Origin of the sequence: Actinomadura spongiicola (assembly GCF_003432485.1) — a bacterium.
Classification (GTDB): Bacteria; Actinomycetota; Actinomycetes; order Streptosporangiales; family Streptosporangiaceae; genus Spirillospora; species Spirillospora spongiicola.
In genome coordinates this window covers 48,186-69,552 of sequence record NZ_QVNQ01000005.1, presented here as the reverse complement: position 1 = coordinate 69,552, position 21,367 = coordinate 48,186, and the positions used below count along the sequence as shown (strand labels likewise).

Genomic DNA, 21,367 nt, shown 5'->3' with positions numbered 1-21,367 from the left:
CGCGTCAACGCGGCGGCGGGGCGTCCCCGGGGCCCGTCCCCGGGGACGCCCCGCTTTCCTGTGTCGGGCCTTCGCGTGTCGGGCGGGTCCGGAACGGGTTGGGTCCGGAACGCGTCGGTGTTCAACTGTGTGTGCGCCCGAGGAAGACGCGGCGGGCCCGGCCGTCGCGGCTCAGCGCGCCGATGATGCGGCGGGTCGTCGCGTTGGTCGGTCCCGCCGGGCCGAGGCCGATCCCGGGCGCTTTCGGGTGGCGGGGCGTGAGCGCGCCGGTCACGGTGACCGGGGAACCGTCCGGGCGACGATCTCCGCCTGCGACACTGGGGACATGAGCGAGCGTGGGCCGATCGATTACTGGCTGTCGGACATGGACGGGGTGCTGGTGCACGAGGGGCGTCCCGTCCCCGGCGCGGAGGAGTTCATCGGCCGGCTGTCGGCGTCCGGCAAACCGTTCCTCGTCCTGACCAACAACTCGATCTACACGCGCCGGGACCTGTCGGCGCGGCTGGCAGCGGCCGGGCTGCGGGTCCCGGCCGAGTCGATCTGGACGTCGGCGCTGGCGACGGCACGGTTCCTGGCGGACCAGCGACCCGAGGGGTCGGCGTACGTGATCGGCGAGGCGGGGCTGACGACCGCGCTGCACGAGGCGGGGTTCGTGCTGAGCGACATCGACCCCGACTACGTGGTGCTCGGCGAGACCCGCACCTACAGCTTCTCCCAGATCACCCGGGCGATCCGGCTGATCGAGGGCGGCGCCCGGTTCGTGGCGACCAACCCCGACCCGATCGGCCCGTCCCCGGAAGGGTCCCTGCCGGCGTGCGGCGCCGTCGCCGCGATGATCACCCGGGCGACGGGGGTGGAACCCTACTTCGTCGGGAAGCCGAACCCGCTGATGATGCGGACCGCGCTGAACGTCGTCGGCGGGCACAGCGAACGCACCGCGATGGTCGGCGACCGGATGGACACCGACATCGTCGCCGGTGTCGAGGCCGGCCTGGAAACGATCCTGGTTCTGACCGGAGTGACCGGCAAGGACGAGATCGCCCGGTTCCCGTTCCGGCCGCACCGCGTCGTCGCGTCCATCGCCGACCTCATCGACCTGGTGTAGCGCGAGACCCGTCGGGGGCGGGACCGGTCTCGGCCGGGACGGGCGCCCGCCGGTGCGCTCGACCGGGCACGACGCCGTACACTCGGGGCGGCCATGCGCACGATCCGACAGGCGGGTACCCGGGAGCTGGAGGTCCGGCGCTCCCGGTTCGTGTGCACCCTCGCCCGCGCCGCCGACGAGGACGAGGCGACCGAGTTCCTGACCCGGCACCGGCGGGCGCACCACGACGCCACCCACAACTGCACCGCCTACGTCGTCGGCGAACAGGGCGAGATCACCCGGAGCAACGACGACGGCGAGCCCGCGGGCACGGCGGGGATCCCGATGCTGCAGGTGCTGGTGCGGCGCGGCCTGACCGGCACCGTCGCGGTCGTCACCCGCCACTTCGGCGGGGTGAAGCTCGGCGCGGGCGGACTGGTCCGCGCCTACGGGCAGGCCGTCGCCGACACCGTCGACGCGGTGGGGGTGGTGGAGCTGCTCCCGGTGGTGACGGTCACGGTGGGCGTGGAGCACGAGCTGGCGGGACGGTTCCTCGGCGACCTGCACGGGCGGGGCGTGCGGCCCGGCGACGTCCGCTACGGACGCGACGTGCAGGCCGACGTCGCCGTCCCGGCCGCGGACCTGGAGGAGTTCGAGGCGTGGGCGGCGCGGATCACCGCTGGCCGGGTGACGGTGCGCCGCGGCGCCCACGGCCACATCGAGGTCCCCACCACCCCCTGACCACGCTCACGACGCGGATCGGGCGCCTCGGCCGGACACGCCGCGCCCCGCCGGGACGGGGTTCGACGCCGGTACCGGAGAAACGTGCCGGTCAGCCGCCGAGGTTCTCGAACGCGACGTCCAGGCGCTGCGCGAGGTTCTCCAGCTGTTCCTCGTTGGCGCCGGTGTCGAGCTCGGCGATCACCGCGTCGCGGGTCGTGATGACCAACGCGTCCTCGGGGCCGTCGCCGCGCCCTGGATCCGCCGGGACCACGGTGGCGCGGCCCTCGACCACGACGAGCGCGGCGTCGCGGTGGGCCGAGCCCAGCAGGGCGTGCAGATGCTCGGCGGTGATCGTCGGCATGGGTGACCTCCAGGTTCGTCCGCACCGGGCACGCCGGTGGCGGGGCGGTCAGGGGCGGCGGCCGACACCGGTGGCGAACTCGCCGACCCGGCCCGGCCCACCGGTTCCGGGGGACAGCGGCGGGGTGCCGCGCCCGGCTCCGGTCCGCAGACCCTCCAGAAACTCGGTGATCGCCTCCCGGGCGGTGTGCCGCGGCGCCCAGCCGAGCACGTCACGGGCCCGGGCGGTGTCCATCAAGGGGACCTGCAGGACCAGGTCGAACAGGCCCGGGGACGCGGGAACCAGGTGCAGCGTCCACGCGGCCGCCAGCGCGGCGCGCACCCCCCGCACCGGGACACGGACGGTGCGGGCGCCGAGGATGTCGGCGAGCTCGGCGGCGTCCAGCACCGGCTCGGCGGCGATGTTGAACGCGCCGCGGGCCTCCCCGGACACACCGCCGGTGACGGCGAGCCGGAACGCCTCACCCGCGTCGGCCGAGTGCAGGGCCTGCAACCGCAGCCCCGGCAGGTCCGGCACCACGGGGATCGCCCCGGGGCGGACGAGACGGCCGGGCAGCAACGGCCCGGCGAACAGGCGCCGCTGCTGCGACGCGGACTGCCGCTCGAAGATGAACCCGGGACGCAGCCGCACGACCCGGCACTCCGGGTTCGCCGACTCGAAGGCGTCCAGGAGCCGTTCGACATAGGCCTTCTCACGGCTGTAGGCGGCGCCCGGCCACCCGTGCGTGGGCCACGACTCGTCCACCGGACGGTCCTTGGGGCCCGGCGAGTACGCCCCGATCGACGAGGAGTACACCAGCGCGGACACCCCCGCCCGCGCGGCGGCGTCGAACACGCGGGAGCTGCCGACGACGTTGGCGTCCCAGGTCACCGCCGGGCGGTGCGTGGGCTGGAACAACCACGCCAGGTGCACCACGACGTCCGCGCCGCGCATCACCGGGACCAGGTCGCTGTCGGTGACGTCCGCCTCGACCCACTCGACCTTCCCGCCGCCCTCCGACCCGCCGTCCGGGTCGGGTCGGCGGCGCGCCAGACCGGTGATCGCGGTCACCGACGGGTCCGCGGCGAGCGCGCGGACCGTGTTGGTTCCGATGTTCCCGGTGGCGCCGGTGACGACGACGCGCATGTCACCCTCCCCTTCGTCGGACCACCCACGGGACCGCCCCATTCCCCCCACACGCCGATATATGCCCACCACGGCCCGCACATCCCGGTCGATCCCCGGACCCCGGCCGGGCCGAGGCCGGGATGTGCGGCCCCGAACCGGAACCGGACGCCAGGCGAACGCCCATCGCGGCCCGGGCATCTCGAAAACGGCCGGGACGCCCAGGCCTCGGGCCGGGCGGGCATCCCGGGTCTCCCGGGCCGGAACACCGCGCCGATCCGGATGTCCTGGGACGCGGTGCGCCGTAGCGGGCCGGCGCGGCGAACGCGGTCCGCTCCTCGTCCCGCGCCCGCCGGGCCTTCGCCGCCGTGCACCGGAGCGCGTCTCCCGACGGCGGGTCGGGATCGGGGCGGGACGTCAGGTGGGGGTGGCGTCGCCGGGCCGGCAGTGCAGGCACGGCCGATACCCGGCGGCACGCGCGGCGGCCAGATCCCGGAACCCGCGCCGGTGCCCGGGGGTGATCCGCCGCGCGTCCCCGCACGTCGGGTAGCACACGACGCCGGTGGTGTCGCTGCCCACCAGCCGCACCCCGCGCCGCGCCAGGTCCACGACCTCCTCGACGTCGACGTTCTCGGCGCGCAGCAGCCGCTCCTTGGCGGCCGCGCCGAACACGTAGTCGCCGAGCGTCCCGTCCGAGCGGGTGACGCGGTGGCACGGGATCAGCAGCGGGACGGGGTTGCGGCCCAGCGCCGACCCCACCGCGCGGACCGCCCGCGGCCGTCCCGCCGCCCGCGCCACCCACGCGTACGGGCGGGTCTGCCCCCGCGGAATCCGGGCCGCGGCGCGCAGCACGGCCGCCTCGAAGTCGCTGAGGCCGCGCAGGTCCAGCCGCAGCCCGCCGAGCCGCCCGCCGCGCAGCGCCGGCACCAGCCCGGCGGGCGGGCGGGACGCGGGCAGCAGCGGACGCGCGAACCGGGCCCGGAACGATGCGGCGAACTCCTCGTCGTCCATCCCGGCGCGCAGGTAGGCGACACCGTGGTCGGTGAACGCGACCTGCAGCCCCTCCAGCGGCCCGGCGACGTGGACGCGCCGCGCCGCGATGCGGTCCAGCAGGGACGGGGGAGCGTCGGCCGCCAACCCTGCCAGCTCACCCGCCAGCTCACCCGCCAGCTCACCTGCCAGTTCAGTCGTCAGCTCATCGGTGGGCTCCCCGGCCAGGGGGTCGGGTGCCCCGTGGGCGGGGTCGGTGCGGTTCATCGGGTACCCCCTCGCTGGTCGAAACGCCCCGAACCCGGATCGGCGCCGGGGTCGGGGCGGAGTGGTGTGGTGCGCCGTTCGGTGCGCTGTTCGGTGCGCTGTTCAATGTGTTGTTCGGTGTGTTGTTCGGTGCGCTGTTCGGTGCGCAGGGCCCGTAGTCGTGCCAGGCCCCGGGAGATGTGCGACTTGACGGTGCCTTCGGGCAGGCTCAGCACCGTGGCGATCTCCGCGACGGGCAGGTCGGTGACGTGGCGGAGCACCACCGCGGCGCGCTGGGCGTGGGGGAGTTCGGCGAGCAGCCCGGCCAGTTCCCGGCCCGTCTCGTGGCGGGTGGCGGTGTCCTCCACCTCCTCGCCCGGGTCCGGCGGGTCCGGGGCGTCCTCCAGCGGGCCGGGTGGGGGGCGCCGCGCCGCCGTCCGCAGACTGTTGCGCCACACGTTCGTCAGGATCGTCAGCAGCCACGCCCTGGGGCGCAGCTCCGCGATCCGCTCCGGCCCGTACCCGCACAACGCCCGGTAGGCGCGCAGGAACGCCTCGGCGGACAGGTCCTCGGCCTCGGCCCACCGCCCGCACAGCCGCAGCGCCGTGGAGAACACCGCGCCCCGGTACGCCTCGTAGAGGGCCTCGAACCCGGTGTCCAGGTCACGCGCCAACGCCGCGGCGACCCGGGCGCCGGCGGGGTCGGTGCCCCGGTCGGCTCCGGGTCGGGCGTGGTCGAGAGCTTCGTCCGTAACCGTCACATCCGTTCAACACCGCCGTCACCGGCCAGGTTGCGGCCCCCGCCCACCCGGCGGGTGGGCGGGGCGGCCGGTTCGGGCGGGTCAGCCGAGCCATCCGGGACGGATCATGCCCGTCTCGTAGGCCAGCACCACCAGCTGCGCCCGGTCCCGCGCCCCGAGCTTGGCGAGGATCCGGCTGACGTGGGTCTTGGCGGTGGCGGGCGACAACACCAGCCGCCCGGCGATCTCCTCGTTGGACAGGCCCGCCGCGACCAACTCCAGCACCTCCCGCTCCCGGTCGGTGAGAACGTTCAGCTCCGCGGTCGGCGGCGGCGCCGAGATCCGCGACGCGAAGTCGGCGATGAGCCGCCGCGTCACCGTCGGCGCCAGCAGCGCGTCGCCGCGCGCCACCACCCGCACCCCATGGATCAGTTCGGGCGGCTCGGTGTCCTTCACCAGGAACCCGCTGGCCCCCGCCTTGATCGCCCCGTACACGTAGTCGTCCAGGTCGAACGTCGTCAAGATCACGACTCGGACGGCGCCGAGCCGCGGGTCGCCCATGATGCGGCGGGTGGCCTCCAACCCGTCCAGCACGGGCATGCGGATGTCCATCAGCACCACGTCGGGCAGCAGTTCCGTCGCCTGCCGGACCGCCTGTTCCCCGTCCCCGGCCTCGGCGACGATCTCGATGTCGTCCTCGCCCTCCAGGATCGACCGGAACCCGGCCCGCACCAGCGTCTGGTCGTCGGCCAGCGTCACCCGGATCACGCGTCCCCCTCCATCGGCTCCCGCTCCTCGTCCAGGCCGCCCAACGGCAGCCGTGCCCATACCCGGAACCCGCCCGCCGGGCCGGGCCCCGCCGTCAACCGTCCGCCGACGGACGCGGCGCGCTCACGCATGCCGCGCAGCCCGTTCCCGCCCGCTCCGCCGGTGCCCCCGGCCCCCGGGCCGCCACCAGCCGTGGGATCGGGGTCGGGGTCGGTGGGGCCGGAGCCGTCGTCGTCGACCTGCACGATCACCGCGCCCGGCACCCGCCGCACCTCCACCGTCACCGCTGCCGCACCCGAATGCCGGACGGCGTTGGTCAGCGCCTCCTGCACGATCCGGTATCCGGCGAGCCCCACCGGCGCGGGCAGTTCCGCCAGCGCCGCCGGCCCCGCCGATCCCGGTTCCGCCTCGGCGGGACCGTCCGCCCGTTCCCCGCCGGACGCGCTACCGGGCGTTTCGGCGGGTGGTTCGGCGAGGTCTCCGGCGCGGCGCACGGTCAGTCCCGCCGCCGCGGTCTGCTCCAGCAGCTCACCCACCCGCGCCAGCGACGGTTGCGGCGCGACCGGCCCGGCCGTGTCCTGACCGTCCCCGGCGCCGTCGACCTGCCGCAGCACCCCCAGCACCCCGCGCAGTTCCCGCAGCGTCTCCTTGCTCGCCGCTTTGATCGCCTCCAACGCCTCGTAGGCGCGGCCCGGATCGTCCCGGCGGTGCAGCGCCGCCCCCGCCTGCACGTTGATCAGCGAGATCTGGTGGGCCAGCACGTCGTGCAGCTCCCGCGCGATCCGCAGCCGCTCGGCGATGGCGCGGCGCCGCGCCTCCTCCTCCCGGCTCCGCTCGGCCTCGGCGGCGCGCCGCTCGGCCGCCGCGGCCTGCAGGTGACGGCTGCGCACGTACTGCCCGAGCGCGACCGCCAGCAGCAACGCCAGCGACAGCGTCGCCACGCTCCGGCCGTCCACGACCGCGTCGGGGTCGCCGCCCCCTCCGTCGCCGCCCACCCACGCCGCCAGCAGGAACCCGGCGTTGGCGACGATCACCGCGCCGAGCGACACCGCCAGCCCGCACTCCACCGCCGCGGTGAACAGCGCCACCCACAGCACCAGCGCGATCGGCCCGTCCGGATACCCCAGCGGGTAGTACAGCGGCGGCGCCGCCACCCCCACCACCAGGACCGGCACCGGGTATCGGCGCCGCACCGCCAGCGCCAGCGTCGCCACCACGATCACCGCGAACCCGCCCGGCCACAGCGCCCGATCCTCGGGCTTCGCGGCGTTCACGCTTATCACCAGCGTGAACGCGCAGGCCACCACTGCGAAGGCGACGTCGGCGCCCTGCCCCCACCCCGGCACCCGCACCGCCGGGCCCGCCGCCGTGCGCACGGCCCGGAGCCGGCGCCGAAGGCCGCGGCGCTCCCGGGCCGGGGGAGCCGGTGGAGTCGGGGGAGTCACGGTCACGCGCCAACCGTAGTTCACGCCCGTCCCATTCGGCGCCGCCCCCTTCCCGGCGTCACGCCCGCTTCCGCCGCTCCCTGACTTTCGTCAGTAACCCCGCAGCTCACCGGCTTGTAGCGTGGAGCGCGTGAACAACCCGGCGACCACCGCCCACGACCCCACCCGCCCCGCCGGCGCCACGTCCCGCCCGGTCCCCGCCGGCGCCGAGGCCGGACGATCGGTCGGCGCCCTCGGCCCCGCCACGCGCACCTCCCTCCGCGACACTGTGCGCGCCGCAGTGCGCGACACGGGGGACACCGGGTTGCGCACCGGGTTGCGTCGCGCGGTGCGCACCGCGCCGGGGGCCGTGCGCAGCGCCGTTCACCGCCCGACACGGTCCGCGCTGGTCAAGGATCTTCTGCTGTACGGGGTGGTGGCGTTTCCCGTCGCCGTCGGGCTCCTCCCACCCTCCGACCCCGCCCCGTCGACGTGGTGGCCCCTGGCCGCCGGGCTCGTCGCCCTCGCCGCCGCGATCGCCGTGTGCCGCGCCTGGCCCACCGCCGCGCTGCTCACCGCCGTCTCGCTGACCGCCGTCCACGGCAACTTCCTGTTCGCCATGCCGGTCCTGTCCTACCTGACGGGACGCCGCACCCCCCGCGCGCAGCCGCCGCTGTGGACGTTCACCGCCGTCCTGGTCGGCGGCGCGGCCCTGGCGACGATCCGTGGCCTGGACGTCACCGCCTGGTTCCCCTTCACCATCTGGCTGGTGCTGCTCGGCGTCATGCCCTGGCTCGTGGGCCGCTACTGGCGCCAGTACCAGGAGCTTCTGCGCGCCGGATGGGAACGCGCCGAACGCCTCGAACACGAACAGCGCATCACCGCCGAACGCGAACGGCTCCGCGAACGCGCCCGCATCGCCCAGGACATGCACGACTCCCTCGGCCACGAACTCGCCCTCATCGCCGTCCGCGCCGGCGCGCTCCAGGTCGCCCCCGGGCTCGACGAGCCGTACCGGGACGCCGCCGCGCAGCTCCGCGCGGGCGCGGCCGAGGCCACCGAGCACCTCCGGGAGATCATCGGTGTCCTCCGCGACGACACCACTCCCGCCGGTTCCGGCGCGGACCCGGCCGCACCGGTCCGTCCCACCCGCGAAAGCATTCCCGACCTCGTCGAACGCGCCCACGCGTCCGGCGTCCCCGTCCGCCTCGTCACCGCCCCCGACCCCCACGCCCCGCCCGCCGACCTGCCACCGATGGTCGCGCTCGCCGCCCACCGCGTCGTGCAGGAGGCCGTCACCAACGCCGCCAAACACGCCCCCGGCGCCGCCGTCACCGTCCACCTCACCCACCGCGCGCCCGACGACGCGGACACCCCCACCGGGCCCGGCGCCGCCGGGGGGACGGTCGTGGTCACGGTCACCAACGACCCGCCCCCCGGCGGGCCGCCGCTGCTGCCGTCCGGCGGCCACGGCCTCACCGGCCTCACCGAACGGGTCCGCCTCCTCGGCGGCACCCTGCGCGCCGGTCCCACCCCGGCGGGCGGCTTCACGGTCACCGCCCACCTGCCCACCGCGCCGCCCGCCGTGCCCCCGGCACCGCCCGCGCCCGCGGCCGGGCACGCGACCGGGCCCGTAGCGTGGACCGGGTCCGATCTGACCGACACCAGGCCGGGGGAGTGGGCCTCAGAGTCGGCCCGCCACCTCGCCGACGAACGCCGCCGCCTCCGCCGCGGCCTGATCACCGCCATCGCCGTCCCCACCGGGCTCATGGCCGTCATCGGCGGCATCATGGTCGGCTACTACGTCTACGTCACCCTCAACTCCGTCCTGCCGCCGGCCGACTACGCCGCGCTGCGCGTCGGCGCCGCCCAGGCCACCGTGCAGGACACCCTGCCGCGCATGCAGGCCATGGGCACCGGCGAGATCCGCGCCGCCGTCCCCGAGCCCGCCGGCGCCGACTGCCGCTACTACCGGCCCGACGCCAACCTTCTCGGCATCAACCGCTACTACCGGCTGTGCTTCACCGACGGCCGGTTGACCAGCAAGAACTCCTTCGACACCGCGCAGCTCAACGCACGACAACGCGACCACGACACCACCGACCGGAAGGACGACGAGTGATCCGGGCACTGCTCGCCGACGACGAGACCATGATCCGCGCCGGGGTCCGCGCGATCCTGGCCGCCGACCCCGGCATCGACGTGGTCGCCGAGGCCTCCGACGGGCACGAGGCCATCGACCTCACCCTCCGCCACCGCCCCCGAGTCGCGCTCCTCGACATCCGCATGCCCCGCCTCGACGGCCTCGCCGCCGCCGCCGAACTCCGCCGCGTCGCCCCCGACACCGCCGTCATCATGCTCACCACGTTCGGGGAGGACGAGTACATCGCCCGCGCCCTGGCGGGCGGCGCCAGCGGCTTCCTCCTCAAGTCCGGCGACCCCCACGAACTCATCGCCGGGGTCCGCGCCGTCGCCGACGGCGCCGCCTACCTGTCCCCGAAGGTCGCCCACCGCGTCATCACCGAACTCGGCGGCGGACGCCTCACCGGCGTCGCCCGCGAACGCTCCCGCCGCCGCACCGCCGGCCTCACACCCCGCGAACGCGACGTCCTCGCGCTGCTGGGCGCGGGCCTGTCCAACGCCGAGATCGCCGCGCGGCTCCACCTCGTCGAGGGCACCGTCAAGGCCTACGTCAGCGCGATCCTCACCCGACTGGACGTCCGCAACCGCGTCCAGGCCGCCGTCATCGCCTACGAGGCCGGACTGGTCGACGGGATCGACGAACCCACCTGACCCGGCCCACCCCGCCCGCCTCGCGTCCGCGTATCAGGGGGCGTGTCAGGGGCGCGGGTCCTGCCGGCGGGTCAGGCCGCCCATCACGTCGGGCACCGTCACCTCCGACTGCCCCGCCACGTCGGGCAACGCCAGGTCGGGAATCGTCACCGACGCGCCCACCGCGGCCCCGCCTGTGTCCGCGAGCGGCGCGGCGCGCCCGACGCCCAACAGCGCCGCGCCCACCGCCACACCACGCACCGCGTCCACCAACCGGCCCGCCACCACCGCGAACACCAGCACCGCCAGCGGAGCCACCACCACCCCGACCAGGAACCCCGCCGCCACGTCATGCGGATAGTGGACGCCCACGAACACCCGCGAGAACGCCATCAGCGCCGCCATCGGCAACACCACCGGCGCCAACGCCCGCCACGCCACCACGATCACCGCCGCGGACGCCGCCGCGATCGTCGCGTGATTACTCGGAAACGACCAGTCGCCCGGCGACGGACACGCCGCGATGTGCACCGCACCCGACACCGCCCGGCACGGCCGCTCCTCCTCCAGGAAAGTCTTGGACACCTCACTCACCAGATACGCCGCCACCACCGCGAACGGCGCCGCCAACGCCAACCCCATCGCCCGCGCGTCCCGCACCCGTGCCCGCCACCAGCCCGCCACGAACAACACGGCGAACAGCAACAGCCCCGCGTCGGTTCCCACCTCCGCCGCCGAATGCACCCACGACGGCGTCCCCTCGGCGAACTCCGTGATGTCCCGGTACAGTTCGGCGCTGAAATCCGGCGCTTCCATGCTCTCCCTCACGAATCGAAAGCGGCCCCCGCCCGACATCCGTGAGACACCGCGAAGACCGCTGAAGTTCACCCTAGGGCCACCGGGACGTCACGTCCGCCCGCCCCGCCGATCACCACTCGTCACCGTTCGGACAACGCCCCCACCCGATCGGTGACCTTCCCCGCCTCCGCACCCTCCCGGGCCGCCCCCGCGCCCCGGCGGCGCCGCAGGAACCGCGCACCCTCCACGACCGCCGTCACCGACAACGCCAACCCGATCCCGACCGCCACGCCCTTCAACGGATCGTCCTCGAACGCCACCCCGCCCACATACCCCAGCAACCCCCCGTACACCGCCCACGACACCGCCGCCACCGCCGCGAAAATCGAGAACGACCGCGGCCGGAACCCCACCGCGCCCATCGTCAACGTCACCGCCGTCCGCCCGCCCGGCACATACCGCGCCACCACCAAGATCAATCCGCCTCGCTCCGCCATCTGCCGCTCCGCCCACGCGAACGCCGCCGCCCGCCGCGACCCCGGACGCAACCCCCGCGCCACCCGCCCCCGCGACCCCCGTCCGATCAGATACGACACATGGTCACCGGTGAACGCCCCCACCGCCGCCAACACCACCACCAACCACAACTCCGGCTGACCCGACGCCGCGTACACGCCCCCCGTGATCACCATGCTCTCGCTCGGCACCACCGGGAAGAACCCGTCCAACGCCGCCACGACGAACAACGCCAGATAGAACCACGGGGACGTCACCGCCGTGTCCAACAAACCCATCACTTCGTCCATGCACCGAGGTTAGGAAGCGACCCTCCACCTTCGAATCCGCCGAAAGACCGGCACCACCCCCGACTTTCGACAGGGCCGCTCCCTCCCCCCGACGAACGACGCCCACCCGCATGGCCACCACCGCGGGGGAGCGGACCACCTACGAACCGCCGGTGGTAAGCGGGGAACCGGAGGCGATGAGGCTCGTCACGCTCGTGCGGGCCTTGTCCAGGTCGGCCATGCGAGCCTCCAGTCCGGCGAGATGGTCGGTCAGGTGGTGGTGGACGCAGGGCTGGAGGGCGTCGCCTTCGAAGCAGGGCATCAGCTCACGGATCGTCCGCGTGGGAAACCCCGCCGCGAGCAGCCGACGGATGCGGGCGACGGTGGCGGGCGCCTCGGGGGAGTAGACACGATGACCGCCGTCCGTCCGCTCCGACGCAAGAAGCCCCTGCGACTCGTAATAACGCAACAGACGGACGGCGACGCCCGTCTCCCGGGACAACTGCCCGATCTTCATGTGAGCGACGACACCGGGATAAGAAGTTGAAGCTGACACCAATGTCACGTCCTAACCTCAGCCGCATGACCACTACAGCAGTACAAGCACCGGTTTCACTCTACGGATTCCTCACCCCCAAGCCCGGCCACGCGGACGAGCTGCGGAGGCTTCTGCTTGACCTCGTCGAGCCCTCCCGCGCGCACGAAGGCAACCTCGAATACCACCTGCACGAACAAGAAGACGGACGATTCTTCCTGTACGAGGTGTGGCACTCCCAGGAGGCCCTGGACCGGCATCACGCCACCGAGGTGGTGAAGACGTTCATGCAAGCCCTGCCCAAGCACCTGGCAACAGAACCGGAGGCCTACTCCGGGACGATGAAGAGCCTCTACCCCAAGGAGGCACCACACGACGAACGCCCATGACGTCCACGCCGACCACCCGACCCGAAACACCACCGGACGGCCCTGCCGCCGCCAACGATGCCACCCGGGCCGACCCCGGCCCGGGTGGCATCGACCTGATGATCGTGGTGGCGGCGATGACGGTGCCACGACGAAGAACCCCACGGCCGACCCGGCGGGTCGGCCGCCAGCTCACGCAGAACGGCTTGCACGCGGGTCTCGCCCGGCTTGAGACCACCTCCGGGAATCGCCCAGAACACGCCCGCGCCTTCGTCGTAGCGCAGCAGAAGCACCTGATCGGTGTCGCTAAGGACCATCAGGCGGGCGGCTTCACGAGAACGCACGATGGACGACATGGCCCCTACCGTCCCTGGCAACCACAGAACACAGGCGGCTCCACTCCACGCTACTGATACCCGCTCGCCACGGGCGACCAGGCGCCCCCAACACCCTGAGCAGCCTGGACACCGAATATGACGCGCCCCGCGCGGCCTCATCCACCGACCGGCACCCCTCCCGCGAAAGGGTTCATGTAGGCCAACTCCCACGACGGACGCTGAGCGTGCCAAGGACTACCGACACCCGCCGCTCCGGCACCCGCGATCGTGTGACCACAGGACCGGCCGTATTTTCGGGCCGACCCGCCGAGGCGGCCGAATAACTCGCGGCGTGACCAAGCTTTTCTTGACATGGTGGCCATGTTCTGACCTGATTCGGAAGGAAACGACCGTGGGCCATGCCGTCACATTGATCCGCTCGTCCTCCCTGTCCGACGTCGCCGAGTACGCCTACGCGGCCACGGCACCCGCCGGATCCCGCCTGATCTTCCTCGCCGGGGCCTGCCCGCTGAACAAGGACGGATCCACGGCGGCGGTCGGAGACTACGCAGGCCAGGCGGCAAAGGCCGTCGAGAACATGCAGACCGCCCTCTCGGACGCCGGCGCGTCCTTGCATGACGTCATCAGCACCAGGGTCCTCGTCGCGTCCAGCAGGCAACGGGACCTGGTGACCGCCTGGGAGGTGGTTCGAACCTCCTTCGGAGATCACGACGTTCCCAGCACACTGATGGGCGTCACAGTGCTGGGTTATGACGATCAACTCGTGGAGATCGAGGCCATCGCAGCCGTACTCGACACCTGAGGCGGCGATCAACCCAAGCCGGCGGGCACCCCATTTGCTACCGCCTCGCCAACGTTGACCAACACGCTCAGCGGTGCGAGGGGATGCGGAGGGTCTGAGGCTCGCGGGCTTTGGTCAGGTGGTGCTGGACGCAGAGCAGGAGGGTGTCACGTATCAGGGCATCAGCTACGGGCGTGCGCGCCGTGAAGCCTGCAGCGAGCAGAGGACGGAGGCGGGCGACGATGGCCGGGGGAGTAGCCACGACGGCCCTTGTCCGTCCGCTCTGAGGCAGGAAGCCCCTGCGTCTCGTGGTCACACAACAGACGGACGGCAACGCCCCTCTCCTGAGACAACTACCCGATCCTCCTGAGCGAAGAACCGCTACTCCAGTCAGCGCCGCTCGTCCGCTCAGCGGCCCCGGTCATTGCGAGCGCGACGCTTCCTCCCCGTGACCCGGCGCCGACCCATACGAACGGCGCCTCCCACCCCCACGTCCGAGCAACCCACCGCACAAGGACCGACGTCCGCCCAGAGCCACGCAGACCCGCTCGACAGCGCGGCATCGACCCGCTGTCCACCGCAGAAACCGCACCTGCCCGGAAGGCAGAACGGGGCGGGGCCGCCGCTGGACGAGGCCCTCCACACCGTGGAACCCCGCCGTTCCTGGACACCACCCTCCTAACCACGAACGGCGCTTTCCCGGGTGGCTCCAGGTGGACGGCGGCGTCCGACGCCCAGAACATCGCTGTCGGCGCCCTCGACACCGGCGCGGCCTACGTACTCACCCCCACACGCCATGATGGACACTCGCCACAACACGGGAGTACCCATGACGTCCACGCCGTCCACCCAACCTGACACACCCCCGGACGGCCCCTCCACCACACCCCCGGCCGCGCCCACGCCGCCCAGCCACCGCCACGGACACCCCGTGCGCTGGCTCACCGCCTGCGCCCTCCTCTACACACTCACCCACCACATCGGCTTCGGCCTCGCCGGACTGGGCACCGTCGGCCGCACCCGATGGGCCGACTGGATCGACATCCTCACCCCCTACACCGTCCTGCTCACCGCCGCCGCCGCACTCCACACCGCACGAGCCGGACGCCGCGCCTGGACCCTCTACCTCCTCGGCGCGGTCACCTACGTCGAAGGCCACGGCATCCACCTCGCCGCCAACTCCGTCGGCAACGACGCCCCCGGCGACGTCGCCCACCTCTGGGACGAGGTCACCGGCCACTACCTCTGGTACGCCGGAACCGCCCTCGTCGCCGCCGCCCTCACCGCAGCACTCGCCCACCGGCCCGCCCCACCCGCCTACCTCACCCTCCTCCCGGCCCTCGGCATCGCCTTCACCTGGACCAGCAACTCACTCGAAGGCGGAACCGCCGTCATGGGCCTCATCATCGCCATCGCCTTCACCGCCTGGGGCCTCCGCACCCGCCATCACCTCGGCCGCGTCCTCATCCCCGCCTTCGCCCCAGCCATCGTCATGCTCACCGGCTACGGCATCTGGCACCAAGGCTTCCCCCAACCCACCGAACTCGGCTGGGTCTGAACCCCTTCACCCGTCCCGGCGGCCCTCCACCGACCCCAACAGCGGATGAACCCGCATCGCCGCCTCCAACTCACCCGGCAACTCATCCCGGTAACGCCCCAACGTCGCCAGATCCGCGTGCCCCAACACCCGCCGCACCGCATCCATGTCCGTCGCCGCCGCCAACAGATGCGTCGCCGTCGTATGCCGCAACCCATGCGGCGTCACACTCCGCCGCCGCCCCGCCTCCACCCGCGCCAACACCCGATCGATCACCGCCTGCACATCACCCCGCGCCAACCGACGCCCCCGCCACGACAACAACAACGCCTTCGGCTCCACACCCCGATCCAACCCACCCCGACCCCTCGCCACATACGCGTCCAACACCTCCACCACCGGACCCGGCAACGGCACATCCCGCGTCCGACCGCCCTTACCGAAAATCCGCCAATACCGCGTCCCCCCGTTGACGAAGAAGTCCTCCACGTTCGCCGCCGTCAACTCCGACACCCGCGGCCCCACCGCCGCCAACAACAACACGATCAGACCGTCCCGCAACTCCGTCCGCTGATCCGCACGCCGCCGACCCCCACCCCCCGCCGTCCCACCCTCGACACCCACCTCCGCCAAACCCCGCGCCGCACCCAACAACCCCTCCGCCTGCTCCACCGTCAACGCCCGCCGCTCCGCCCGCAACCCACCCCGCTGCACCGACCGCACCGTCACCGCCCGCATCGGATCCAACTGCACCCACCCCGCCACCACCGCGTACTTGAAGAACGCCGACACCGACCTCCGAAACCGCGCCTGCGACGCCGCGCTCTGCACCGGCCCCTCCACCGGCCGCACCACCGCCCCGGCCCGCCGCCGCCCATCAGGCTTGCGCGCGAACGCCAACAACACCTCGTCGACATCCTGACCCGTCAGATCGTCCAGGACCCGACCCCCACCCGCCAACTCCGCGAACGTCAACACGTCCCGCACGTACACCTCCGCCGTCCGCGGCGTCAACGCACCCGTCGAGGTCTTGGCACGCACCATCTCCGCGTAACGATCGGCGCTCTCGGCAACGGTCACACGCTGAACATCAGAGGGACGCACCCGCCGGACGCTACCCGCCGCCACCGACAAAACCCCAACCGGCCGGGGGAGAGGCTCGACCGACCACGCTTCCCCGGACCGTCGCCCCCGGTGCACACGATCGAGACCGCCCGACACCCCGATAGAGAACACTGAACACGTGAACCTCAGCGCATGGACCGGAGCCGTAAGCGCAGCCGTCGCCGTCCTTGCCGCCGCCATCGCCGTCTGGCAAGCACGCATCGCCCGGACAGCGGTAGACGCAGCACAACGCCAAGCACAGGCCTCTGAGCAACAAGTCGCCCTACTGCGACAACAACTCCACGACGACGCAACGCAACGGGCCATGGACGACCGACGCGAACGCACCATGGCCGGGGCGGCACTGGTGAAACAGGTCAGACACGCGGCCCAGGCCTACGAGCTCGCCCAGGAGTACCTCTACAAGGGCGGCCGCGACATCGGCGGGTACTTCACCGACGTGGCAGAGAGAATCGGCACGAGCATGAGGTCCCTCGACGCCACCCACGCATCGGCCGCTACCTCGGTACCCGCAATACCAGAAACCGTGCTCCGGGCATTAGAGCAGTTCGCACGCGTAGCCGCAGCACTGGGAAACGAACTCGACACCCTCGCAAGAACCAACCACCTGTTCTCCTGGACGAAAGAAGGCCGTCAACGGAGCGCCGCACGAACGTCCAGCCGGCAACTACTGGAACAACTCAACCAAGCCGAGGCCGCAGTCGTCACCGCCGTCCAAGCCTGGAACGACAACGACTAAGCGCCTTCCCCTCAACTCTCGACCACGACTGCGTTGAACGACCCTTTTGTCGACGGCCGGACGACGATCAACGTCGAGTCGACCGATTCAAGGCCCGGCGGTGTCGACGTGGCCGCCTCACAGGCTCACAGGAAGGCCGCGACCTTCGCGAAACGGGACCTGCGCGCCGCGTTTTGACCGGGGGACGGGCGAAGCCCTCCATCAGGACGGCAGACCATGACCCCGCTACCGGGCTCCTTCGCCAGTTCGTTACACCGTCGGCGCAGCGCGGGGGAGTCGGGTGCCTCCTGGCCCTGGGCGGCGATGACCGCACCATCATGCTGTGGGTTCTACAGCGCCGCACACTCGGGGCCACCCTCACCGGCCACACCCGGGCGGGCACCAGCCTGGCCTTCAGCCCTGACGGCCAAACCCTCGCCTCCGGCAGCGCGGACCACTCCGTCATCATCTGGCCCCTCAACACCACGACCGCCCACAGCCACCCACTCAACACCGCCAACCGCGACGACCCCACCACGTGATCGCTACAAGCCCCAGGGCAGGCTCTGAGAGCCGGAATCCGGTGCTTTCCTCCGGGTTCCAGGGCCGAATGCCCAGTACCGACTCCAGTGGTGGTCTTGATGGGGGAGCGGGGTCTCTTCCTGCGAGGCGGGGACGGAATGGTCGATCAAACGCACAGTGATCACGGATGTACATGGAGGCGCCCGTCAGGGTCCTCAAAGGTAGGGGAGGAGGTCATCGGGGATGGTCGACGAACGTGGGTGCGGCGGTTGCGCGGTTCGTGGGTCGCTTAGGGCGCCGGTGGGGTCGCGATGAGCGCGGGTGTGACCGGGCCATAAATGTAACTCTTTACACCATACAGAATTTGGCTTCTGTCTGGTTTGCCACGGAAAGCGCAGAACCGGGCACCGCAGGGGAGGCGGCGGCGCGGGCCGCGCCGCCACCTCGACCTCGCGGTCACTTCTTGTACGGCGCGACCTTCTCGCGCAGCTCGTGCATCGAGCTCTACAGCAGCTGCCGGAGCCGGTCACGGTCCGGACCGTCCGCGTCGGCGTAGTCGTCGATGTCGATCAACTGCTTCTTCGTCGCGGTGATCGAGTTCAGCTGATGGTCGAGCTTGATGTCACCGAACCAGGGGCTGCGCAGCAGGTTCGCCATGTCCGTGCGGAACATGGCGACCAGGTCGTCGGGGTCGGCGATGTGGTTCTTGACCTCGGCCACGAACGTCAACGTCGCCTTGCTGCCCAGCACCGCCTGCTGGAGCACGCCGTCGCCGGTCTTGCGGTCCAGCACGATCGTGAAGCTGTACAGGGCCGGGTCGCCCACCGGCTTGAACCGCACGTACTGCAGATCTCCGCCGGACTGGATCCCGATCACCGGGCATCCCAGATGCGCCATCGTGAACACCATCTCGCCGATGAGCGCCTCGTCCTTGCTCTCCCGCGCCTCGGCGTTGTTCTTGAACTTGTTGATCATCGAAAGCATGGCGGTCTCCGGTTCAGGCGGCGATACGGCCGTGCAGGTACTTCGCACAGGCCTGGCTGACGGCGGCGATGTGCTCCTGCAGCACCGGGTACTTCACCGTGTACTGGTCGGCGAAGTACTGGTCCAGGTCCAGTAGCAGCGGGACCTGGACGTAGACGTAGCCGGTGCCGAGGTCGGCGTCCACGGTGAACACGCCGGGCTCGCCGACGTCGAGGAAGCCGCTTTTCACCTCGGACTTCAGCGCCTGCCACACCGTCCGCGCGTCCTGGACGTACTCGCCGTAGGCCATCGTCACGGCCGCGTGCTGGCCCAGGGTCTTGGCGGCGGTGACGGTGCCGGACAGGTGAGTCAGCTGAAACATGAGGCGGTGCTTGTGCTCGCGATGCTGGAAGCGCAGGTAGTGGTGGTTGCTGTCGGAGTTCAGGTCGATGAGGGCGTTGCCCTGGGCGACCGCCGCGGTGATGACGGCTCCGACGAGCAGGTCGTCCATCTGGCGGGTGTGAAGTTCTTCGTTGAACCGCTGCCAGCTGCGGTTGACGAGCTGACCGAAGACCTGGTCGAGGTGCTCGCTCACGATCACCTTTCGGATGTGTGGATCAAGGGACGGGTGTGAGACTCCGGCGCCGCGGATTCGGTTTCGTCGGTTCGGTCACACGGTGACGCCCGCGCGGGTCGTGGTGTTGTCGGACGGTGGATTCCCGTCGCGGGCGTGCGCCTGGGAACGTGGGTGTCAGGCCTCTCTTCGGCCGGGCCGATCGTTGGTTGATAATGCACATTATGTTAAGTAGCGTTCCGGGGTCCTCCTCCGGCTCTGGGACGGGGTGTGTGCTGTGTCCGACTCGTCGAGCCTGGTGTGGACGTCGTGATCCTGAGCGTTCGTGCGCGCGTTGGACGAGTTCGCGCGGTGCTCGTCGCGACGTCGCCGGAGCGGTTTCGACGGAGCGGTGTCGCCGTGCGAGGGTTGGTGCCCGGTCGATGCGGCGGGACAGTGATCACGAAGCCGTTGCGGGTGGAACTGCGGGCGGCCCCTCCCCCCGGGACGATTCGGAGTCGCGTGAGGTGGCCCGTGGGGTCGGGTGACGAGTTGGCGTGCGGGTGCATGCGCGGATGTCCGTGGGGCTGGTGCCCCGGGCACTCCCCCGGAGATCGCGGTGGCATCCGGGCAGGTCGTCACGCTGAGTGACTGGTCGGGTGGGTGGCCCGGTGGAGTTGCTGGTTCCCGTGGGATGTGGCGGGGGCGACCGGGTGGCGGGTGGGTGTTCGACGCGGATCTGGTGAGGGGTGTCGGCGGTGGTGGCGGGGCGCGTCGTGCGGCTTGGGCGGGAGTCGGGGCAGGTAGGGCCGGAGGCTGCGCTTCCCGGGGGTGCTGGTGATCGGGCGCGGTTGTGCGGGCTGTTGGGTCGCACTCCCCTGGGTGGCTGGTCCGCGGGGTTTATGGGGATGCGTGGGGTGGTGGTGTGTGGTTAGGGTGCGGGGTATGACGTGGCGACATTGATCCTCAGGTGAGGCGAGGCTCGCGCGTAGGTTGTACGCCTACGCGTTCCTTGAGGATTGCATTCTTCTGTACCCGGTGTATGCGCTGTTGTTCGCGGACACCGGGTTGTCTCCTGCTGCGATCTCGTCGTTGTTCGTGATCTGGTCGGTCACGACGTTTCTGCTTGAGGTGCCGTCCGGTGTGTGGGCGGACGTGTTCTCGCGCCGGTTGTTGTTGGTGGCCTCTCCCCTGCTGGCGGGGGTGGGCTTCGGGTTGTGGTCGTTCTTTCCTTCGTACGCGGCGTTCGCCGTGGGTTTCGTGTTGTGGGGTGCGGGGTCGGCGTTGCGTTCGGGGACGATGCAGGCGCTGGTGTACGAGGAGTTGGATCGGGTGGGGGCGGTGGGGTCGTATGCGCGGTTGATCGGGCGGTCGGAGGCGATGTCGTTGGTGGGTGTGGTGGTGGCGTCGGCGTTGGCGTCGCCGGTGTTGGGGGCGGGTGGTTATCGGGCTTTGGGTGTGGCGAGTGTGGTGGTGTGCGGGTTGTGTGCGGTGGCGGGGTGGTTGTTGCCGGAGTCGCGGGGTGGTGGGGGTGGTGAGGAGGAGCCGTCGTTGGGGTCGGTGGTGCGTGCGGGGTGGGCGCAGGTGCGTGGGGAGCCGTCGGTGCGGTGGGCGTTGGTTTTGGTGATGGTGGTGGAGGGGGTGACGTCGTTGGATGAGTATGTGCCGTTGTTGGCGCGGTCGACGGGTGTGGTGGTGGCGGTGGTGCCGTTGTTGGTGTTGGTGGTGACGGTGGGTGATGCGGTCGGGGGTTGGGTGGCGGGGCGGGGGGTGCGGTGGTTGGCGCCGTTGTTGGGGGTGGGTGGGGTGTTGTTGGCGGTGGGTGCGTTGAGTGGGCGTCCGGGTGGGATGGTGTTGGTGGGTGTGGCGTTCGGGGTGTTTCGGTGGGCGATTGCGGCGGCGGACGCGCGGTTGCAGGAGCGGATCGGTGATGGGGCGCGGGCGACGGTGACGTCGGTGGCGGGGTTCGGTGCGGAGGTGGTGGCGTTGTTGGTGTATGTGGGTTATGCGTTGGGGTCGCGGTGGGCGGGTGCGGGGGTGTTGGTGGGGGTGGCGGCGGTTCCGTATGTGGTGGTGGCGGTGGTGTTGGGGGTGGTGGGGCGGCGGGGTGGTGTACATCGGGAGATGTAGGG

At 71.8% G+C, this 21,367-nt stretch carries 23 protein-coding genes; 10 read left to right on the top strand and 13 right to left on the bottom strand.

What is annotated here, in order from left to right:
- Positions 1–325: 325 nt before the first annotated feature.
- Together D0T12_RS16745 and D0T12_RS16740 are read left to right on the top strand one after the other, a co-directional pair.
- Positions 326–1,105, top strand: coding sequence for an HAD-IIA family hydrolase (locus D0T12_RS16745; protein ID WP_117401055.1), 780 nt, complete (start codon positions 326–328; stop codon positions 1,103–1,105).
- A 93-nt stretch (positions 1,106–1,198) separates the two neighbouring features.
- On the top strand, positions 1,199–1,825 hold the full coding sequence (locus D0T12_RS16740) for an IMPACT family protein (protein WP_117400546.1): 627 nt from the start codon (positions 1,199–1,201) through the stop codon (positions 1,823–1,825).
- A 91-nt stretch (positions 1,826–1,916) separates the two neighbouring features.
- Here the strand turns inward: D0T12_RS16740 and D0T12_RS16735 are convergent, their stop codons facing one another.
- The 6 genes from D0T12_RS16735 to D0T12_RS37040 all read right to left on the bottom strand — a co-directional run bounded on the left by D0T12_RS16735 (position 1,917) and on the right by D0T12_RS37040 (position 7,467).
- Positions 1,917–2,168 carry a hypothetical protein gene (locus D0T12_RS16735; protein WP_117400545.1) on the bottom strand — a complete coding sequence of 84 codons (252 nt, stop codon included), beginning with the start codon at positions 2,166–2,168 and terminating at the stop codon, positions 1,917–1,919.
- Positions 2,169–2,216: 48 nt separating this feature from the next.
- Positions 2,217–3,293, bottom strand: a complete 1,077-nt coding sequence (locus D0T12_RS16730) for an NAD-dependent epimerase/dehydratase family protein (RefSeq protein ID WP_117400544.1) — start codon at positions 3,291–3,293, stop codon at positions 2,217–2,219.
- 396 nt (positions 3,294–3,689) lie between these two features.
- The gene (locus D0T12_RS16725; protein WP_117400543.1) at positions 3,690–4,529 is read right to left on the bottom strand and encodes a methylated-DNA--[protein]-cysteine S-methyltransferase; all 840 of its coding nucleotides are present in this window, start codon (positions 4,527–4,529) and stop codon (positions 3,690–3,692) included.
- Positions 4,526–5,269 carry an RNA polymerase sigma factor gene (locus D0T12_RS16720; protein WP_233526117.1) on the bottom strand — a complete coding sequence of 248 codons (744 nt, stop codon included), beginning with the start codon at positions 5,267–5,269 and terminating at the stop codon, positions 4,526–4,528. Before D0T12_RS16720 ends, D0T12_RS16725 begins: the two co-directional genes overlap by 4 nt.
- Positions 5,270–5,350: 81 nt before the next feature.
- Positions 5,351–6,016 (bottom strand): response regulator, encoded by a 666-nt coding sequence (locus tag D0T12_RS16715; protein WP_117400542.1) that lies wholly within the window; start codon positions 6,014–6,016, stop codon positions 5,351–5,353.
- A complete protein-coding gene (locus D0T12_RS37040; RefSeq protein ID WP_267900408.1) occupies positions 6,013–7,467 on the bottom strand; it encodes a sensor histidine kinase in 1,455 nt (484 codons plus the stop codon). Before D0T12_RS37040 ends, D0T12_RS16715 begins: the two co-directional genes overlap by 4 nt.
- A gap of 124 nt (positions 7,468–7,591) precedes the next feature.
- Here D0T12_RS37040 and D0T12_RS16705 point away from each other — a divergent pair, with 124 nt between their 5' ends.
- Both D0T12_RS16705 and D0T12_RS16700 read left to right on the top strand, forming a co-directional pair.
- Entirely contained in the window at positions 7,592–9,562 is a 1,971-nt protein-coding gene (locus tag D0T12_RS16705; protein WP_117400541.1) for a sensor histidine kinase, read from the top strand.
- The gene (locus D0T12_RS16700) at positions 9,559–10,233 is read left to right on the top strand and encodes a response regulator (protein ID WP_117400540.1); all 675 of its coding nucleotides are present in this window, start codon (positions 9,559–9,561) and stop codon (positions 10,231–10,233) included. The genes D0T12_RS16705 and D0T12_RS16700 overlap by 4 nt, the downstream gene beginning before the upstream one ends.
- Before the next feature lie 45 nt (positions 10,234–10,278).
- Here the strand turns inward: D0T12_RS16700 and D0T12_RS16695 are convergent, their stop codons facing one another.
- From D0T12_RS16695 to D0T12_RS16685, 3 genes are all read right to left on the bottom strand, one after another.
- The gene (locus D0T12_RS16695) at positions 10,279–11,028 is read right to left on the bottom strand and encodes a phosphatase PAP2 family protein (RefSeq protein ID WP_117400539.1); all 750 of its coding nucleotides are present in this window, start codon (positions 11,026–11,028) and stop codon (positions 10,279–10,281) included.
- Between the two features lie 122 nt (positions 11,029–11,150).
- Positions 11,151–11,816 (bottom strand): DedA family protein, encoded by a 666-nt coding sequence (locus D0T12_RS16690; protein WP_233526116.1) that lies wholly within the window; start codon positions 11,814–11,816, stop codon positions 11,151–11,153.
- 139 nt (positions 11,817–11,955) lie between these two features.
- The gene (locus D0T12_RS16685; protein ID WP_117400538.1) at positions 11,956–12,312 is read right to left on the bottom strand and encodes a MerR family transcriptional regulator; all 357 of its coding nucleotides are present in this window, start codon (positions 12,310–12,312) and stop codon (positions 11,956–11,958) included.
- Positions 12,313–12,377: 65 nt separating this feature from the next.
- Between D0T12_RS16685 and D0T12_RS16680 the strand changes: the two genes are divergently transcribed.
- Positions 12,378–12,719, top strand: coding sequence for a putative quinol monooxygenase (locus tag D0T12_RS16680; protein ID WP_199487505.1), 342 nt, complete (start codon positions 12,378–12,380; stop codon positions 12,717–12,719).
- Here the strand turns inward: D0T12_RS16680 and D0T12_RS37390 are convergent.
- Entirely contained in the window at positions 12,683–13,015 is a 333-nt protein-coding gene (locus D0T12_RS37390; RefSeq protein ID WP_407642093.1) for an NUDIX domain-containing protein, read from the bottom strand. The two genes, D0T12_RS16680 and D0T12_RS37390, sit on opposite strands and share 37 nt — an antisense overlap.
- A 412-nt stretch (positions 13,016–13,427) precedes the next feature.
- Between D0T12_RS37390 and D0T12_RS16670 the strand changes: the two genes are divergently transcribed.
- Both D0T12_RS16670 and D0T12_RS16665 read left to right on the top strand, forming a co-directional pair.
- Positions 13,428–13,838 (top strand): RidA family protein, encoded by a 411-nt coding sequence (locus D0T12_RS16670; protein WP_117400535.1) that lies wholly within the window; start codon positions 13,428–13,430, stop codon positions 13,836–13,838.
- 808 nt (positions 13,839–14,646) lie between these two features.
- Complete coding sequence (locus D0T12_RS16665) at positions 14,647–15,375, top strand: hypothetical protein (RefSeq protein WP_147339534.1); 729 nt, start codon at positions 14,647–14,649, stop codon at positions 15,373–15,375.
- Positions 15,376–15,381: 6 nt separating this feature from the next.
- Here D0T12_RS16665 and D0T12_RS16660 read toward each other — a convergent pair whose 3' ends face one another.
- Complete coding sequence (locus D0T12_RS16660) at positions 15,382–16,434, bottom strand: tyrosine-type recombinase/integrase (protein ID WP_233526114.1); 1,053 nt, start codon at positions 16,432–16,434, stop codon at positions 15,382–15,384.
- Positions 16,435–16,597: 163 nt separating this feature from the next.
- Between D0T12_RS16660 and D0T12_RS16655 the strand changes: the two genes are divergently transcribed.
- Both D0T12_RS16655 and D0T12_RS16650 read left to right on the top strand, forming a co-directional pair.
- Positions 16,598–17,218 (top strand): hypothetical protein, encoded by a 621-nt coding sequence (locus D0T12_RS16655; RefSeq protein ID WP_147339533.1) that lies wholly within the window; start codon positions 16,598–16,600, stop codon positions 17,216–17,218.
- 317 nt (positions 17,219–17,535) lie between these two features.
- Entirely contained in the window at positions 17,536–17,739 is a 204-nt protein-coding gene (locus tag D0T12_RS16650; RefSeq protein WP_117400532.1) for a WD40 repeat domain-containing protein, read from the top strand.
- 484 nt (positions 17,740–18,223) lie between these two features.
- On the opposite strand, the gene D0T12_RS16645 is transcribed toward D0T12_RS16650, so the two are convergent.
- Entirely contained in the window at positions 18,224–18,703 is a 480-nt protein-coding gene (locus D0T12_RS16645) for a hypothetical protein (RefSeq protein ID WP_117400531.1), read from the bottom strand.
- Positions 18,704–18,716: 13 nt separating this feature from the next.
- Positions 18,717–19,277: a hypothetical protein gene (locus D0T12_RS16640; protein ID WP_147339532.1), complete on the bottom strand. Its 561-nt coding sequence runs from the start codon at positions 19,275–19,277 to the stop codon at positions 18,717–18,719.
- Positions 19,278–20,228: 951 nt separating this feature from the next.
- On the opposite strand from D0T12_RS16640, the gene D0T12_RS16635 reads away from it, so the two are divergent.
- Positions 20,229–21,365 (top strand): MFS transporter, encoded by a 1,137-nt coding sequence (locus D0T12_RS16635; protein ID WP_233526113.1) that lies wholly within the window; start codon positions 20,229–20,231, stop codon positions 21,363–21,365.
- Positions 21,366–21,367: the final 2 nt, after the last annotated feature.